The sequence below is a fragment of the Mesorhizobium sp. BR1-1-3 genome, assembly GCF_020165455.1.
In the GTDB taxonomy this organism is placed as follows: Bacteria; Pseudomonadota; Alphaproteobacteria; order Rhizobiales; family Rhizobiaceae; genus Mesorhizobium; species Mesorhizobium ciceri.
On the sequence record NZ_JAIUIC010000003.1, the window covers coordinates 341,042 to 358,401 of the forward strand.

A 17,360-nucleotide genomic window follows, 5' to 3' on the forward strand; every position below is an offset into this window, starting at 1 on the left:
TCAGGGGTCTTCGGTTGGCCCAACCGTCCCATGGTCGACGGTCAGGAATTGCGCACGGCCCTGGAGACTGGAAAACAGCGCAGCATCGGTTCCTGTCATGAATGCCTGGCAGTTCAGTTCCTCCAGGATGGAAAACAACGCCGCGCGCCGCCCGCTGTCGAGATGCGCAGCGATCTCGTCGAGCAGCAGGATCGGCGTCATGCCCGACATTTCGCCGGTCAGCCTCGCGTGCGACAGCACGATGCCGACCAGCAGCGCCTTCTGCTCGCCGGTCGAGCAGAGCTCGGCCGGCATCGCCTTGGGGCGGTGCCGAACCACCAGGTCCGAACGGTGCGGGCCGTCGAGCGTGCGCCCGGCGGCGCGATCGCGCTCGCGGCCCTCGGCAAGCGTCCGACGGAAGCGTTCCTCCACATCGACCGCCGGCGCCACGGCAATCTCGGCTTCCAGCTCGCCTGAAAGGCCGATATCGGCCTGCGGAAACGGTCCCGTGTCGGGCAGCCTGTCGATCATGGCGGCCAGCAGGCGCACCATCTCGGCGCGCGCCGCGGCAATCGCCACACCGGTTTCGGCCATCTGCGTCTCGATAGCGTCGAACCAGCGGTCGTCTCGAGAGCTTTCGGTAAGCAGTCGGTTACGACCGCGCATCGCCTTCTCGTAGTCGATCGCACGTTGCCCGTGGCCGGGATCGATCGCCAGCACCAGCCGGTCGAGGAAGCGCCGGCGATCCGCGGCCGGTCCGGTGAATAACGCGTCCATGGCTGGCGTCAGCCAAACCACGCGCAGCCATTCCAGCATGTCCTCGGCCGAACGCGCCGAAGCTCCGTTGATGCGTACCCGCCTGCCGCCTTCGCCGGCGGTGTCACCGCCGGAAATGCCTGTTCCGATCTCGACCTGGCCATCAGGTCCGTCGAGCCGGGCATGCAGCGCAAAGCCGCCGTCGCCGCCCTCGCGCGCGACATCGGCGTAGGGCGCGCGGCGCAAGCCGCGTCCCGGTGTCAAAAAGGAGATCGCTTCGAGGAGATTGGTCTTGCCGGCGCCGTTGTCGCCGGAAAAAACCACGGCACCTGGCGCCAGATCGATCGTCAGCGCCGCATAGTTGCGGAAATTAGTAAGTGTTAGCTTACTTATATGGTTCTGTGCCGGCAACCGCTATCCGCCTATAGAAGTCGCCGTAAATATCGCGCTTGCCGCCGGTCCACAACAGGACCGAAGTGCTGACACCGCGCCGCTACACGCGCATCGGCATCAGCACATAGAGTGCGGTCTCGTCGGCCATGTCGTGGATCAGCGTCGGCGAACCGGCATCCGCCAGCATGAACTTGGCCTCCGTGCCAGTCAGTTGCGCGGCAACGTCGAGCAGGTACTTGGCGTTGAAGCCGATCTCGATCGGATCGGATGAATAGTCAGCGGACAGTTCTTCGGTGGCGCTGCCTGAATCCGGATTGTTGACCGCAAGCGTCACCTGACCCTCGCTGATCGACAGCTTCACCGCGCGACCGCGTTCGGAAGAGATGGTCGAGACACGATCGACGGCGGCGGCAAAGCTCTGGCGGTCGATGATCAGCTTCTTGTCGTTGCCTGTCGGAATGACCCGCTGATAATCGGGGAAGGTGCCGTCGATCAGCTTCGAGGTCAAAACCACGCTGCCGATGGTGAAGCGGATCTTGGTGTCCGACAGTTCGGTGGTCACCGCAACATCCGGATCGTCGACAAGCTTCTGCAGCTCGCTCACCGTCTTGCGCGGAATGATGATGCCCGGCATGCCCTCGGAACCCGCCGGCGCGTCGATCTCGGCGCGCGCCAGGCGGTGGCCGTCGGTCGCCACCGAGCGCAGCTTCAGCTTGCCGCCGACCTCATGCGTGTGCAGGTAGATGCCGTTCAGGTAATAGCGTGTCTCCTCGGTGGAGATGGCGAACTGGGTCTTCTCGATCAGGCCTTTCAGGGCAACCGAGTCGAGACGGAAGATATGTGAGAAGGATCCGGCCGAAAGCTCCGGGAAGTCGGATTGCGGCAGGCACTGAAGGCGGAAGCTCGAGCGGCCAGACGTCACCGTCATGGCGTTGCCGTCCTCGTCCGTCTTCAGCATCACCTCGGCGCCATCGGCGAGCTTGCGCACGATGTCGTAGAGCAGATGTGCCGGGACCGTCGTCGCCCCGCCGCGCTCCACCTTGGCGGGCGTCGCTTCGGTCACCTCGAGGTCGAGATCGGTTGCCTTCATTTCAAGGCTGGCGCCTTCGGCGCCGAGCAGCACGTTGGACAGGATCGGTATGGTGTTTCGCCGCTCGACCACACGATGGACGTGGTTGAGCGACTTCAGGAGATTTGACCGTTCCAGGATAACACGCATGACGAAACAGGCTCGCTTGAATGAATGACGGGTCACCAGTGAGCGGCGTCCCGCGAAAGGTCTGAATAGGCTCAGAATCTGCGTAAACTGACAGGAAAAAACCAGCAAACGCAAGCCCGCGCCGCCGGTTCAGGCCGGCTACGCGGGCTTTCTGGGGATAACGCGCCCGAAGTCCGCGAGCCAGTGTCGAAAAACCGAAATCCAGATCGCTTCCAGGCCACGCCACGAGCCCGATGCAGGCCCGGCGCTACACAGGCAAGCCATTGAATCCCGGCGTTGTTTCGGTTCGGCCCTCCCGGAGGGTCAGGCCTGATCGTTGATCAGCCGCCTCAAAAGCTCAAGTTCCTGCGCCAGCGTGTTGTCGTTGCCGGAAAGGTCCTCGATCTTGCGCACGGCATGCAGCACCGTGGTGTGATCGCGGCCACCGAAACGCCGTCCGATCTCGGGTAGCGAGCGCGGCGTCATCACCTTCGACAGGTACATGGCGACCTGCCGCGGCTTGACGATGGTGCGCGTGCGCCGGTTGGACAGCAATTCGGTCTTCGACACATTGTAGTGACGCGCCACGATGCGCTGGATGTCCTCGATACGGACACGCTTCGGCTCACCTGTGCGATAGATGTGGCCGAGGATTTCGTCGATCCGGTCGATGGTGATCTGCGGCTCGAAGGATTGACGGAACAAAAGCTGATTGAAGGCGCCTTCCAGCTCGCGTCCGCTGCCGGTCACGGTGCGGGCGACGTGATTGAGGATCTCCTCCGAAATGTCGAGGGATGCGTCGTCGCTCCTGGCCGTGGCAAGGCGCAATTTGAGCATGCCGAGGCGCATGGCGAAATCGGGCGCCGACATTTCAAGCGCGACACCGCCATTGAGGCGCGAACGGACCCGCGGTTCGAGCGATTCCAGTTCCGATGGTGGCCGGTCGGCAGCGACGACGACCTGCTTGGCGCTGTCGAGCAGCATGTTGATCAGGTGGCAGAATTCGTGCTGGATCGACTTGCCCTGCAGGAACTGCATGTCGTCGATGATGAGCAGGTCGATGTCGCGCAGCTGCTCCTTGAGCGTCAGAGCGTTGTTGTCGCGGATGGCGGTGGCAAAGCGCCACATGAAATACTCGGCCGTGAGATAGACGACGCGCGACTTGGGGTTCTGCTTCAGCGATTCCGCGGCGATGGCCTGCAGCAAATGGGTCTTGCCGAGCCCGACGGTTGCGTGAAGGAAGAGCGGATTGAAGCGCACCGCGCTCGATTGCGATTCCGCCACTGCCTTGGCGGCGGCGAAGGCCACCCGGTTCGACGGCCCCTCGATGAAAGAGCCGAACGTGTAGCGTGGATCGAGCGGTGACCCCAGAACGTTGTGGCGGAATTCGCTCTCGACGGGTGTGCCCGGACGCGGAGTCGATGCGCGCTCCACCCGGCTGGGGCTGACTGTGCCTGCGGCAAGCGCCGTCTGCGTCTGCCGTGTCACCTTGCTGCGTGCCGGCGTTACCTCTGGCTCGGCCTGGGCGCGTCCCTGACGGGTTGCCGTGCGCACGATGATGTCGATCTTGAGAAGATCGGGATCCTCCTGCTTCCACAGTTCGGAGATGAGGTCGAGATAGTGGCCGTTGATCCATGAGCGCAGGAAGGCGGTAGGCACCGAGATGCGGACAATGCCCTTGGAAGCCTCGGCGACTTTCATGCGGCCAAACCAGCTCGAATAGACTTCGGTTCCCAGGCGCGCCTTCAACTGGGTCTTGACCCGGTCGAATTTCTGTTCCGCGTCGCTGGACACCGCCATGTCGTTTGCTCCGATCAAAGTTCCAGGAAATGGGAGGTCGCCCGTAAGTTCCCTTTCGATGCCGCTCTGCATGATCTTTTCCTTGTCCTTCCGTACCTGTTTTCCGCCGGGGATGCGCCTCCTGCATCCGGTTCCGGCGACCTAAGTCTTTGCTACGATGTCCGCTGCCGCCGCCGGCAGGTGAACGTCGCCCATTATCCGTGGGAACCGGTGCCGGCCCATGGAAGCCAGTCCGCGTTGGGTATGTCAGGGCAATACAACACCGTCCGGCGAAAAGAGCGCCGGCGCGCCGTCTACCTGCCATGTCTAGTTACGCCAGTCCCCTACCGTATCGAAAAAGACAAACCAAAGCCGTCCGCGGACTTGATCCGCGTTGCAAATCCCGCCAATTTAAGCTGGCCGATTCAGGCTTGGGTTAAGAGCCAGAGCCCGTCCCTTTCGATAGATCGACACTACCGAAATCGCTGTGGATAGGGCAAGGCCACGTCTAACGGATTTTTAAGGAATCTGGTTAGTGGAGGCGGGTTCGAGTGGCATGCCGCGACGGCACATTTTAACAAAGCCATTGTGATTCAAACCCTTTTCCGGCGAATATGAAAAACCGGGCGCTGGCAGAAATATTCTGAAATAATTCGCTTGACAGCGACTTCTCCCCGATCGGGCCAGTCCGGTGTGGACAAGCTGTGGATCACCATCTGTAAGCGTTTGAAAAATATAAGCTATTTTTGACAGCCAAGAATCATTAGGCCGGCGATTTTCAAGCGTGCCGATCAACAGCAGGCATGCATATGCCGGCAAACTATTCCCTATTGTGAAATCCGCATAAGACGCCGTTTCCGGACATTCTTTTTAAGTGCTTGCCGGCAAACGAAAAAACCCGGCACAAACGGCCGGGCTCGAAGAACGTCAGTCTAGGCAAGTAATGTCAGGCCGACAGTACCTTGACCCGCTGAGCCAGTCGCGACACCTTGCGGGACGCCGTGTTCTTGTGAATCACGCCCTTGGTTGCGGCGCGCATCAATTCCGGTTCCGCGATCTTGAAGGCAGCCTGTGCGGCAGCCTTGTCACCGGAGGCAAGCGCCTCTTCGACCTGGCGGATATAGGTGCGGACGCGCGAGCGACGGTTCTTGTTGATCGCTGCGCGGCGGACGATCTTGCGCGTTGCCTTTTTGGCCGAGGATGTATTGGCCATGATGCCTCTCTTCTGATCTGGTCGGCGCATGCGGGATGCCGCAGGGCGCAAAAAACAAACGGGCTGCCACGGGGCCGCCTCGGTTGGTGCGGCTTATAGTTCAGCTTTTCCGGCGCGTCAACGCTGCCTGACCTTCTTTTTGGCGGCCAACAGCCATCTTCTTCGAAGCCAAGGGATTGGCGTCAGCGGTTGGTGAAATTCGGCTTCCGCTTCTCGGCAAAGGCCGCCATGCCTTCCTTCTGATCGTCCAGTGCAAACAGCGAGTGAAACAGCCGGCGCTCGAACCGCAATCCCTCGGCAAGCGTCGTCTCGAAGGCGCGGTTGACAGCTTCCTTTGCCATCATCACCGATGGCAGCGAGAAAGCGGCGATCTTGGCCGCGGCCTTCAGCGCCTCCTCGACAAGTTCGCCGGCAGGCACGACCCGCGACACCAGGCCAGAACGCTCGGCCTCGGCGGCATCCATCATCCGCCCGGTCAGGCACATGTCCATCGCCTTCGACTTGCCGACAAAGCGGGTCAGCCTTTGTGACCCGCCCATGCCTGGAATGACGCCGAGCGTGATCTCGGGCTGGCCGAACTTGGCCGTGTCGGCGGCGATGATGAAATCGCACATCATCGCCAGCTCGCAACCGCCGCCGAGTGCATAGCCCGCCACCGCCGCGATAATAGGCTTTCGCGCCCGCGTCAGTTCCTCCCAGCCGACGAAGAAGTCCTGGGCGTAGGCGTCCGCATAGGAGATGGACTGCATCTCCTTGATATCGGCGCCCGCCGCGAAAGCCTTTTCGGAACCGGTGATGACCATGGCGCCGATACCGGGATCGGCGCTGAACCCGTTCACGGCTGCCACCACCTCGGTCAGGATCTGGGAGTTCAGCGCGTTGAGCGCCTGCGGCCTGTTCAGCGTGATCAGCCCGACCTTGCCGTGCGTCTCGGTGATGATCGTCTCATAGGTCATGGCTGCTTCTCCTTGCTTACGCTCGTCTAGAGCGGTTCATCGTTTCACGGAAACGCAGAACCGCTCCATCTCCTTGTCTTGACGCAATTTCGGACGGAAAACCGCCCTCGCTTTTCCTGGAATTGCTCTGACTCATCGCTGACATGTCCGGCAATAAAAGGTCGATCGGCCGCTCTGCACGACACGCTCGATGTGGCCGCCGCAACTGGGCTTGGAGCAGGCCTCGCCTTCGCGGTCGTAGACGGCGAAGGCGTGCTGGAAATAGCCCAGCGACCCATCGGTCTGCATATAATCCCGCAGTGAGGAACCGCCGGCTGCGATCGCATCCGATATCACCGAACGAATGGCTTGCGCGAGGTGTTCGCTTTGGGCCTGGGCTTTCTTTCCGGGCCTGGCGATCGTGCCCGCCTCGCGCAGCGGCGACAGGCCCGCACGCCACAACGCCTCCGACACATAGATATTGCCGAGCCCGGCGATCAGCCTCTGGTCGAGAAGCGCTGCCTTCAGCGGTGATCTCCGCCCCTTCATCAATGAGGAAAGCAGCGCACCGTCCAATGTGTTGCCCGTAGGCTCGACGCCAAGTCCAGCCAGCATCGGATGAACGTCCGGCAGTCCTTCCGCAAACAACATGAAGCCGAAGCGGCGCGGATCATTGAAGATCACGCGCGATCGGGTACCGGCCGGAGACACGACATGGAAGACGACGTGGTCGTGATTGGAGCTCTTCGAGCGGTCGTGCCGGAAGATGCCGGGCATGTCGCTGCCATCGGCCGTCTCGAAGCGGAATGAGCCCGACATGCCGAGATGGCAGATCAGCGCGGGGCCGCCTTCCAGGTCCATCGTCAGATACTTGGCCCGGCGGCCGAGTGCCGTGATCGTCTTGCCGGCCAGTCGCTGCGCGAATTTCTCGGGAAATGGAAAGCGCAGATCCGGTCGGCGCGCCTCGACGCGGGCGATGGTGGCGCCTTCCAGAACCGGCTGAAGTCCGCGCCGGACGGTTTCGACCTCCGGTAACTCAGGCATGACCGCCGATCGCCGCATAGAAAGAAGTGCCGTAGCGTCCGGGCGCCAGCCCGAGATGCTCGGCCACGGTTTCGCCGATGTCGGCGAATGTCGTTCTCAGTCCGATGTCGCCGCCCTTGAGACCCGGTCCAGTGCCGATCACCGGAACGCGCTCGCGCGTGTGATCGGTCCCGGCCCAGGTAGGGTCGTTGCCGTGGTCGGCCGTCAGGATGAGAAGATCGCCCTGCCGCAGCCTCGCAAATGCCTCCGGCAGCCGCAGGTCGAAGGCCTCGAGCGCTGCAGCATAGCCCGCGACATCGCGGCGGTGACCGAATTCGGTGTCGAAGTCGACGAAATTGGCGAAGACGAGGTCACCGTCGCCGGCATCATCCATCGCACCCAGCGCTTCGTCGAACATCGCCATGTTGCCTGCCGCCTTGCGCACTTGCGAAATTCCGCGATGGGCGAAGATGTCGCCGATCTTGCCGACGGCGATGACACGGCTGCCACGCGCCGTCAGCCGGTCGAGCAGGGTCGGTTCCGGCGGGGGCACGGCGTAGTCATGACGGTTGTATGTCCGCTCGAAAGTGGCGGTGGTTTCGCCGACGAACGGCCGCGCGATCACCCGTCCGATCCTGAGCGGGTCAACCAGCCTGCGCACCACCTGGCAGAATTCATAAAGCCGATCGAGGCCGAAATGGACTTCATGCGCGGCGATTTGCAGGACCGAGTCGACCGACGTGTAGCAGATCGGCTTGCCGGTCCGGATGTGTTCCTCGCCGAAGCGCTCGATGATTTCGGTGCCCGGCGCATGGCAATTGCCGAGAATGCCCGGCACCTTGCCTTCGCGGATCATCGCCTCGGTCAGTTCGGCCGGAAAGGCGGGAACCGTATCCGGGAAATAGCCCCAGTCGAGGCGCACCGGCAGGCCGGCGATCTCCCAATGGCCCGACGGGGTATCCTTGCCGCTCGAAACCTCCTGTGCGGCGCCGTGAAAGGCAGTTGGGAGCACATCCGTCCCGTTGCTGGCAAAGCCCAGCCCCGTTGCGGTTTCGGCAGCCTTGCCAAGCCCGAGCGAGGCCATATGGGGGACAAACAGCGGTCCACTGCGAAGCCCTTCGCGATCCGCGCGGCCCTCTGCACAGGCTTCTGCGATGTGCGCGAATGTGTTGGCGCCGGCGTCGCCGTAGCGGTCGGCGTCGGCCGCTCCACCGATGCCGAAGGAGTCCAGAACGAAGAGGAAAGCGCGTGCCATCGAGTTGTTGCCAGTTTGACCGACCAGACATAGGGTTCCGCGACTTCATTGGCAATTCGGAAACCAAACGGCAACGGCTTGGCGTGATAGTCTGGTGCATGTCGCCCAAAAGTGCGCAGCGGTTTTGGGATAACGACATGCACAAACAGAGATGCATGTCGCCCAACGGTGCGCAGCAGTTTTGGGCTGCGATATGCACAAATGCTCCGGGCATGGGCATGAATCGAGGACAACAGACCGTGGTTCCTGTCATGAGGGTTGCGCTGAAGACTTATGCCGCTCTCATGCTGGCGCAGGTCGCGCTCTGGTCCAATCCGGCGCATGCCGACTGGCGCGATGATATCGGCACGTTTCGCATCGGCATCGTTGCCGAGCCAGGCGCCGGCAACTCCGTTCCGGGGCTGGCACTGTTGACCGACGCCTACACCAAGGCCTTGGGCATGAAGGTCGAGTTTGTCGTTGCACGCAACTATGCCGCGCTGATCGAGGCGCAGGCCAATGCCCGCATCGAATATGCGATCTATTCGGCCACTGCATATGCGACGGCCTCGCAGCGCTGCTTATGTATCGAACCGCTTGTGGCTCCGGTCGATTCAGACGGCGCGATCGGCATCCGCTCGGTTCTGCTGACGCGGGACGGCAAGCTTCCCGACCTTGCGGCGATGGACAGCCATCGTATCGCCATGGCGCCTTCTGACAGCGTCGGCGGTTCTCTCTTGCCATTGGCGGCGTTGGCGGCGGAAGGCCGCAAGATCGCGGAAGATGCACCGTTTCTGGTCCATGCCGATTCGGCCGCGGCGGCCGAGACGATGCTGGTCGACGGCAAAGCCGATGGCCTGTTCGGCTGGGTGACGGCCGCTGCCGACGGCCCGCGAGAACCGTCGGGCACGCAGGCCAGGTTGGAGGCGGCAGGGGTCTCAGTGACGGCGCTTCGGATCGTATGGACGTCGGGCCTGTTGAGATACGGCCCGCATGCGGTCCGTAGCGATCTCGACCCCGAAGCCAAGCGCCGGCTTGCCGTGTTCCTCACCAACCTCAAGTCGACGACGCCCGATATCTACGATCTCCTGGAATCGAAACATTCCGGCGGCTTCGCCACCGTGGCGCCAAAAGACTACGAGATGGCCGCTGCTATCGTGCGCTTCGTTTCGGACCGTGGGCCGCAGCAGTAGCTGGAGCGGCCTGCGCACGCCTGGCTGCCTCTGTTCAACAGTCGCTGCAAGGGATCGTCACGCTTCTGCGGGGGCGCAGAAAATAGGTTTCGCCCATGGTTATGTTGCTGAAAGCCGAGGTCAGCCCAAGCTTCTGTTGACTGCTCGCGCTCCACGCGATGACCGGCGTATAGCCGAGGTTGCTTTCGACGCGGATGAGAAAAGTGTTGGCGACTCTGAGCGACGCCGGGATCGTTGTCTCGGTGGTGGCGGCGGCGCCAGGGCTGGCGACGCCGGCTACCAATTTGCGTGACCACACCACCAGTGCCCTCGTCGCATCGGCCGAGACCTGGATTGCCGTGACGGTGATGGTCGGATTTGAGCGGTTGTAGGGCTGAAGGGTGACGCTGCCGATCTGCATGATGGCGTCGACATCTGCCTTGAGGACGCTTGTCTGCTGGGTGACGAGATCGGCCACCATGCTGCCGATACGGCTGACCTTCTTGCTGGTCTCGATGGCTTGCGACGCTTCCATTGTGAGGAAATACATGATCAGCAGAATTGGCATGATCAACGCGAATTCGACCGCCGCGATGCCACGACGATCGGACCAGAACAGACTTGTTTTCCGCCAAACTCCCGTAATCATAAGATGTGCCCCCGCACGCATCATGCCCATTGCCCTTTTCTTATACTGCTCGTGCATTCCGCTCAGTTGTCGAACGGTTCGTTCTGCCAGGTCACCGATGCGAAGTGCAGCGTCTTGTTGCCGCCCATCGATTTGGCCAGCAGGTCGGTCATGATCGGCCATTTGTAAAAGACCCGCAGCATGTTCCTCGACTCCGCCGCACCCGCTGTCACTGAAAACGACTGGGTTGCGGTGCCTTTCGTCAATACGACATCGCCGTTCTGGATCTTGAAGCCGGCCGTGGCCGCATCGGCGAACGATGTATATTGGCGAAGATCCACCAGCAGTTGATTGGGACAATCCTGGGAAACGATGATCTGCAGTTTTGTGCAGATCATGTCCCGCAAGTTGGTTCCGGCGACGTCAACCGCCCTCAACTGGCCGGTGCGAAGCTTGCGCGCGACATCGTCGGTGATGTTGGCCATCACTTCCTGCGCGGCAAACGAGATGCAGCTTTCCAGAATGGCGAAGACAAGCAGCGCGAAGGGGACTGAAAGGATCGCGAATTCGATTGCCGTGGCGCCGCGCCGGTCACGAAGAAAGCGGGCGAAAAACCTTGGGCATCTCACTTTGTGGTCGCCTGCGCGGCCGTATCCCTTGCTCATGTCCGATCCTGCCGATCTCTATGCGGTCTCGGAAGGACCATTAACGCAAACCGATTGAGGTCCGGTTTGGATGATCGTTAAAGTCGGCGCAGACCTCTTAACCGGCCAATAACCGCACCGGCAGCCGGTCACGCCACCTATCGGCTGACGCTCATCTCCGCCTCGGAAGACTTCTCCGCTTCGCTCTTGTAGGAGCTTTCGCAATACGGCGTGCAGGACATCGTCTGGATTTCGGCACGCCGATAGATGCGCACCGACGAAGCAGCCTGCCGCACGACGGTAACCTGCTCATCGACGATGGGACTGCCGTCGGTATCGAGCACGACCAGATTGGTGACGCCGAAACCTTTGCCGGTGAGCACGATCGTCGAAGCGTCCTGCACGGAAGCGTCGGCGATTGCCGGGTTGCCGACCACGATGGTGTCTGCGGGACGCGACAGTTTGACGATCTTGGCCTGGTTCATCGTGACCTCGATGCCGGCGCCGGCCATGGCGGGCGCGACGAAGCTCAAGACGGCAAGAAGCGCGGCAATCAGGATTGACGATCTCGGCTGGGCCATTGAGGCGCTCCACGCAGGCGGACTGATCAACGGAACATGAACGAGATTGGTGAACCAACGGTTAAGCCTGCGATGTTGCCAATCCTGCAATGGCCGACAAGGGCGCCCCGCGAGGCGCGGTCCAGTCGGGGCGCAAGCCTGCCAAACCCGGGACTGGAAGGCGCGGCGGTACTTTAGCCCGAAGTTAACCACGCAATATGTTCGAACCGGGAAAGGAATCGGTAAGGCTGTTTCTTAAGCCGATCGAAAGAGCTTCTCCCTAGATTGGCAGCATCCGATCAACCATCACAGAAGTTGACGGAAGTGCTGTAACACGTGGAGTAGGAGCTCTCGAATGTCTAATCTCATCGCACGTTTTGTGAAGGACGAATCCGGCGCGACCGCTATCGAATATGGTCTGATCGCCGCTCTCATCGCGCTCGCCATCATCACTGGCGCCGGCACGCTCGGCAATGCGCTGAATGCCAAGTTCACCAACATTGGCAGCACCCTGAACAACGCGCCGACCGGCAGCTGATCGGCTTATCGCCGAGCACTTGCATCGCATTTTCTGGAAAAGGGCCGCCGCGTGGCGGCCCTTTTTATGCCGCTGCCAATATAGGTCGTCTTTTCGTTCCTGGCCTCATCAATCGTTAATCGAACATATCTTAGATTGAGCCCAATAAAATCGGACAATAGGCGTGGCGCCGATGCTTGAAGCCCTGATCTTCGTCGTCTTTCCGTTCTGCATGCTGTTTGCCGCGATCTCCGACATGCTGTCGATGACGATCGCCAACCGCGTGCCGGTGCTGCTCGTCGTCGTTTTCGCGCTGGTCGCGCCCCTGACAGGCATGGACTGGGCAGCCTACGGCGGACATTTCGCCGCCGGCGCCCTGGTCTTGGCCGTGACGTTCGGCCTGTTTGCAATGGGCGGCATGGGCGGCGGCGACGCCAAGCTTCTGGCCGCCACCGCGATGTGGATGGGCCTCAATATCAATCTCGTCGAATATCTTGTCGCGTCGACAATCATCGGCGGCCTGCTGACGCTCGCGATCCTCCTCTATCGGAAGTCGCTGCTTGCGGCCGTTACCGGCCAAAATCCGTTTCTGCGCCATTTCGCCGACGAGGCCAAAGGTGTTCCCTATGGCGTCGCGCTCGGCCTTGGCGGGTTGCTGACCTATCCGGATTCGCCTTTGATGCTATGGGCGCTTGCCAGGCTGGCGGCTTGAGTACGACCTTATTTTATTGTCTGTCGGCATTGCAGAACCCTCCGTTCTCAACAGGGTCGGCCCGGCTGTTTTGGCCAGTCCGGCTATAGTCCGGCTAATTTATGTAAACCTTAAATTAATCACGATCGTAAGCATTACATTAACCTTGTTTTGACGATTGCCGCTGCAAAGTTCGGCTTGGCTACGTGGTTTGCCAGGGCAAGGGTTCGGACAGATGCCAGCATCGCGATTGATAATTCTGAGCGTGGCGGTGGCCGCGGCGGGTGGCGCTGGCTATGTCGCGAAGAACATGGTGGCACCGCCGCCCCAGGTCGTCGTCGATTCCGCTCCCCAGGCCCCGGCAGTGGCACTCCAGGATGTGCTTGTGCTTTCAGGCGACGTTCCGATGGGCAGCCCGATCCAAAACAACATCGCCTGGCAATCCTGGCCCGCCGATGGCGTCAACGCGAATTTCATCACCCGCACCGCCGAGCCCGAGGCGCTGGACAAGCTGAAGGGTTCCATTGCCCGTGTGGCGATGTATGCCGGAGAGCCGCTGCGGCGTTCCAAGCTGATCGGCGAGGGGCAGAGCTTCATGTCGTCGATCCTGCCTTCCGGCATGCGGGCGGTCGCCACGGCCATCTCGGCCGACACGTCGGCCGGCGGCTTCATTCTTCCCAACGATTTCGTCGACGTCATCATGACCCGCAGGGCCGATGCCGCCAGCGGTGCCGCCGGCTTCAACACCGAGACCATCCTCAAGAACATTCGCGTCCTGGCCATCGACCAGACCATTCAGGAGGACGAGGAAGGCAAGAAGACCAGGGTGGGCCAGACCGCCACGCTGGAACTGACGCCCAAGCAGGCGGAGATTATCACCGTCGCCCAGCAGATGGCGGATCGCCTGACCCTGGCGCTGCGGGCGGTCGCGGACACGCAGGAAAAGAATGTGGGTGAGGCCGACTATCTCGTTTCCGGCAATGGCCGCAGGGGAACGGTGAGGCTGATCAAGTCGGGCGAAGTTTCCGAAGTGGGAGCAAGGAAATGAAGCTAGGTGGCAAACTGCCGGCAATCGTAGCCGCGGCATTCGGCCTGCTGCTCGTCGGAACGAATGTGCAAGGCAGCGTCGTCGAGGCAAAGAACGCGCAGGTCACGGCATCGACGGCCACCCAGCGCGTCAAGCTCGGCCTCAACAAGTCGGTGGTCATCGACCTGCCGAGCGATGCCTATGACATTCTCGTCGCCAACCCGGCGGTTGCCGATGCGGTGACCCGCACCGCAAGGCGCATCTATCTGTTCGGCAAGGCGGTCGGCGAGACGAACATCTTTGTCTTCGGCCCCAATGGCGAGCAGATCGTCAGTCTGGACCTGGCCGTCGAGCGCGACGTTGCCGGCCTTGAGGATTATATCAGGCGCTTCCTGCCGACGTCGGCCATCAAGGTGGAACTGCTGAACGACAACGTCGTCCTGACCGGAACGGTCGACACGCCGCTGGACGCAAAACGCGCGGTCGACCTGGCGACGATCTTCGTTTCCGGTGGTGAAGCGACGACCGGACAATATTCGCAGACCGCTGCCGGCGGTTCGGCCCAGAGCGGTGTCGACATCAACAATCCGGACCAGGAGCGCCGCACCAGCAAGATCGTCAACCTTTTGCAGATCATTGGCGACGACCAGGTCACGCTGAAGGTCACGGTCGCCGAAGTCAGCCGCTCGGTGATGAAGCAGCTCGGCGTCAACATGGTCGGCAGCGGGGGCAGCAACGGCATTAGCTACGGCGCGGTCAGCGACAATTTCATGGGTCTCGGCAAGCAGCTATCGAACTCGGGCCTCCAGGTCGGCGCGTCGGGGCTGCAGGCCTATGTCAACGCCATGGAGCAGTCCGGAGTCATGAAGACTTTGGCGGAGCCGACCTTGACCGCCGTATCCGGCGAGAAGGCGACCTTCAAGGTCGGTGGTGAATACAACATGGTCACAAATGTCGACCAGAAGGTATCCGACGACAACCGGACTGGGTTGAAGACCTACAGTGTCGAAAAGATCGAGTACGGCATCGGCCTGGAATTCCAGCCGGTGGTGCTGTCTCCCGGCCGCATAAGCCTGAAAGTCCGAACCTCGGTTTCCGAGCCGACAACCGAGGGATCCGTGTCGTTGTCCGAAGGCGTGACGAGTTCCGGCATGAACGCCCTTTCGCTGCGTAAGCGTCTTGCCGATACGACCGTTGAACTGCCCTCGGGCGGCTCCATGATGATCGCCGGCCTGGTTCGCGACGATGTCAGGCAAGCCGTCAACGGACTGCCCGGACTGACAAAGATTCCAGTGCTTGGCGCGCTCTTCCGCAGCAGGGATTTCGTCCGCAACGAGACCGAGCTCGTCGTCATCATCACCCCCTATCTGGTGAAGCCGGTGGCACGCAACGACCTTGCCAAGCCGGACGACAATTTCAACGCCGCCAGCGATGGCGCCGCCATGTTCCTTGGCCGCGTCAATCGTGTCTACGGCACCATGCAGACCGACAAGCCCAACGGCCGCTACCACGGCGTCGTCGGCTTCATCTACAAGTGAGCGGAGAAGCGGACATGTCTCAGTCAGCATTGAAGGCAAGCACCATCGCCGCAACGATGCGCTTTGGCCGCTCGCGGGTCTGCCGGCGGTCCGTTCCGGTTCTGGCGATTGCGATGGCGGCACTGCTGGCCGGCTGCGCCCAGCGCGACAGCATCACGGTCGGCTCCATCCCGGACGATTATCGCACCAACCATCCGATCGTGATCGCCGAGAAGAACCAGAAGATAGATCTGCCGGTGGGCGCCGGTGACCGTGGCATGACGGGCTCCCAGCGTGACACGCTTTCGGGCTTCCTCGACGGCTACGACAGGAGCGCCGCCCCGACGCTGACGATTGCAATCCCGGCAGGCTCGGCCAACGAGGTCGCGGCGGCCGCTGCCGGGCGTGATTTCGCCCGGCTGGCGGTTGCCAGCGGCATCAAGCGCAACCGGATCGTCATGACCTCCTATCAGTCCGCTTCCGCCGAAGCCTCGGCCCCCATTCGCGTTGCCTATATCTCGGTGAAAGCCCAGACCGATAAATGCGGGCGCTGGCCCGAAGATCTCGTGGAGACATCGGAAAACAAGCACTATGCCGATTTCGGCTGCTCCTATCAGAACAATCTTGCTGCCCAGATGGCCAATCCGGCCGATCTGCTTGGACCACGCAAGCAGGCGCCTATCGACGCCGAGCAGCGTGGAAAAGTCATCGACGGGTACCGAAATCAACCGTTCTTTGATTGGCAAGCAGAAGGCGAAGTTAGCTACTAAAGCGCAGTTCCGGAGCACATGGACATGAACAATCTGGCCTATGACACTCCTGTGGACGGCAGCGATACCTCGCAGCAGGACATCGCCGCGATGCAGGCGTTGCGGCCGATCCCGCGCATCTCGATCCAGGCATTCTGCGAGACCGAGGGTGTTGCCAACCCGGTCGAGCGCGCCGGCGAGGACCGTCGCATGACGAAGGCGCATCTCAAGGTCCACATGGGCGGTGTTCCCACTGCCATCGAATTCTACCAATCGGCGCCGACGCCCAATCTGATCCTGCTGGAATCGCGCAGCGAGCCCAAGCAATTGCTGGAACAACTCGCCCAGCTTTCGGAATATTGCGATCCGACGTCGAAGGTGGTGGTGATCGGCCACTACAATGATGTCGGCCTCTACCGGGAACTCATCCGCAACGGCATTTCCGAATATGTGATCGCTCCGGTCTCGATGGCCGACATCGTCAGCGTGGTGTCGTCGATTTTCATCGATCCGGAAGCCGAGCCGCTCGGCCGCTCGATCGCCTTCGTCGGCGCCAAGGGCGGTGTCGGCTCCTCGACGATCGCCCACAATGTGGCTTGGGCGATGTCCTCCCTGTTCAAATCCGAAGTGGTCGTCGCTGATCTCGATCTGGCTTTCGGCACCGCCAACATCAATTTCGACCAGGATCCGGCGCAAGGCATCGCCGAGGCGGTGTTTTCACCGGAACGCATCGATGAAGTCTATCTCGACCGGCTGCTGACCCAGTGCGCCGAGCATCTGTCGCTGCTGGCGGCGCCTTCGACCCTCGAACGGGTCTATGATTTCGATCCAGAGGCCTTCGTTCAGCTCATCGACACCGCCCAGCGCAGCGTGCCGCTTCTGGTGCTCGACGTCCCCCATGCCTGGACGGGCTGGACCAAGAACACCTTGGTCAAGGCCGACGAGATCGTCATCACCGCGACACCGGAACTTGCCAATCTGCGCAACACCAAGAACCTCATCGATATGCTCAAGCGGCTTCGTCCCAATGATCCGCCGCCCAAGCTTATCATCAACCAGGCCGGCGTCCCGAAACGCCCGGAGATTTCGCCGGCCGATTTCGCCGAGCCGCTCGGTCTGTCGCCAATGTCGGTCATTGCTTTTGATCCCTTGCTGTTCGGCAATGCCGCCAACAACGGACGTATGCTTGGCGAAATGGATGCCAAGAACCCGGTCGTCGCAATGATCAACGAAATGGCGCATGTGCTGACCGGGCGCAGCGAAATCAAGATCAGGAAGAAGGCCGGGCTCGGCAGCCTGCTCGGCAAGCTCTCGCGCAACAAGAAGTGACGCTTCAGCAGTGGAA

Annotated in this window: 17 protein-coding genes; 7 read left to right on the forward strand and 10 right to left on the reverse strand. The window is 61.5% G+C overall.

Translation table 11 applies throughout. The features are described from left to right. From recF to LB559_RS08850, 7 genes are all read right to left on the reverse strand, one after another. Positions 1-1,146, reverse strand: coding sequence for a DNA replication/repair protein RecF (gene recF / locus LB559_RS08820; RefSeq protein ID WP_013527878.1), 1,146 nt, complete (start codon positions 1,144-1,146; stop codon positions 1-3). A gap of 82 nt (positions 1,147-1,228) precedes the next feature. Beyond that, positions 1,229-2,347 carry a DNA polymerase III subunit beta gene (gene dnaN / locus LB559_RS08825; protein ID WP_013527877.1) on the reverse strand — a complete coding sequence of 373 codons (1,119 nt, stop codon included), beginning with the start codon at positions 2,345-2,347 and terminating at the stop codon, positions 1,229-1,231. 303 nt (positions 2,348-2,650) lie between these two features. Next, positions 2,651-4,126: a chromosomal replication initiator protein DnaA gene (gene dnaA, locus LB559_RS08830; protein ID WP_224673799.1), complete on the reverse strand. Its 1,476-nt coding sequence runs from the start codon at positions 4,124-4,126 to the stop codon at positions 2,651-2,653. A 925-nt stretch (positions 4,127-5,051) separates the two neighbouring features. Further along, positions 5,052-5,318 carry a 30S ribosomal protein S20 gene (rpsT, locus tag LB559_RS08835; protein WP_013533694.1) on the reverse strand — a complete coding sequence of 89 codons (267 nt, stop codon included), beginning with the start codon at positions 5,316-5,318 and terminating at the stop codon, positions 5,052-5,054. A gap of 182 nt (positions 5,319-5,500) precedes the next feature. Beyond that, a complete protein-coding gene (locus tag LB559_RS08840) occupies positions 5,501-6,274 on the reverse strand; it encodes an enoyl-CoA hydratase (protein ID WP_027161752.1) in 774 nt (257 codons plus the stop codon). A 132-nt stretch (positions 6,275-6,406) separates the two neighbouring features. Continuing rightward, entirely contained in the window at positions 6,407-7,297 is an 891-nt protein-coding gene (mutM, locus tag LB559_RS08845; RefSeq protein WP_224673800.1) for a bifunctional DNA-formamidopyrimidine glycosylase/DNA-(apurinic or apyrimidinic site) lyase, read from the reverse strand. After that, positions 7,290-8,531, reverse strand: coding sequence for a phosphopentomutase (locus tag LB559_RS08850; RefSeq protein ID WP_224673801.1), 1,242 nt, complete (start codon positions 8,529-8,531; stop codon positions 7,290-7,292). Before LB559_RS08850 ends, mutM begins: the two co-directional genes overlap by 8 nt. A gap of 251 nt (positions 8,532-8,782) precedes the next feature. Between LB559_RS08850 and LB559_RS08855 the strand changes: the two genes are divergently transcribed. Beyond that, positions 8,783-9,703: a phosphate/phosphite/phosphonate ABC transporter substrate-binding protein gene (locus LB559_RS08855; protein WP_224673957.1), complete on the forward strand. Its 921-nt coding sequence runs from the start codon at positions 8,783-8,785 to the stop codon at positions 9,701-9,703. Positions 9,704-9,737: 34 nt separating this feature from the next. Here the strand turns inward: LB559_RS08855 and LB559_RS08860 are convergent, their stop codons facing one another. From LB559_RS08860 to LB559_RS08870, 3 genes are all read right to left on the reverse strand, one after another. Further along, complete coding sequence (locus tag LB559_RS08860) at positions 9,738-10,355, reverse strand: TadE/TadG family type IV pilus assembly protein (protein WP_013533689.1); 618 nt, start codon at positions 10,353-10,355, stop codon at positions 9,738-9,740. A 38-nt stretch (positions 10,356-10,393) separates the two neighbouring features. Continuing rightward, positions 10,394-10,975 carry a TadE/TadG family type IV pilus assembly protein gene (locus LB559_RS08865; RefSeq protein WP_063169998.1) on the reverse strand — a complete coding sequence of 194 codons (582 nt, stop codon included), beginning with the start codon at positions 10,973-10,975 and terminating at the stop codon, positions 10,394-10,396. A 137-nt stretch (positions 10,976-11,112) separates the two neighbouring features. Next, entirely contained in the window at positions 11,113-11,535 is a 423-nt protein-coding gene (locus LB559_RS08870; RefSeq protein ID WP_224673802.1) for a pilus assembly protein N-terminal domain-containing protein, read from the reverse strand. Positions 11,536-11,869: 334 nt separating this feature from the next. Between LB559_RS08870 and LB559_RS08875 the strand changes: the two genes are divergently transcribed. The 6 genes from LB559_RS08875 (at position 11,870) to LB559_RS08900 (ending at position 17,344) form a co-directional block, all read left to right on the forward strand. Then, positions 11,870-12,052: a Flp family type IVb pilin gene (locus LB559_RS08875; protein ID WP_013533686.1), complete on the forward strand. Its 183-nt coding sequence runs from the start codon at positions 11,870-11,872 to the stop codon at positions 12,050-12,052. 172 nt (positions 12,053-12,224) lie between these two features. Beyond that, on the forward strand, positions 12,225-12,743 hold the full coding sequence (locus tag LB559_RS08880; protein ID WP_224673958.1) for a prepilin peptidase: 519 nt from the start codon (positions 12,225-12,227) through the stop codon (positions 12,741-12,743). Positions 12,744-12,957: 214 nt separating this feature from the next. Further along, the gene (gene cpaB / locus LB559_RS08885; protein WP_013533684.1) at positions 12,958-13,770 is read left to right on the forward strand and encodes a Flp pilus assembly protein CpaB; all 813 of its coding nucleotides are present in this window, start codon (positions 12,958-12,960) and stop codon (positions 13,768-13,770) included. Beyond that, positions 13,767-15,287 (forward strand): type II and III secretion system protein family protein, encoded by a 1,521-nt coding sequence (locus LB559_RS08890; RefSeq protein ID WP_063171182.1) that lies wholly within the window; start codon positions 13,767-13,769, stop codon positions 15,285-15,287. The genes cpaB and LB559_RS08890 overlap by 4 nt, the downstream gene beginning before the upstream one ends. 14 nt (positions 15,288-15,301) lie before the next feature. Further along, the gene (locus tag LB559_RS08895; protein WP_063171183.1) at positions 15,302-16,036 is read left to right on the forward strand and encodes a CpaD family pilus assembly protein; all 735 of its coding nucleotides are present in this window, start codon (positions 15,302-15,304) and stop codon (positions 16,034-16,036) included. Positions 16,037-16,054: 18 nt separating this feature from the next. After that, a complete protein-coding gene (locus LB559_RS08900) occupies positions 16,055-17,344 on the forward strand; it encodes a CpaE family protein (protein WP_064995710.1) in 1,290 nt (429 codons plus the stop codon). Positions 17,345-17,360 lie beyond the last annotated feature (16 nt).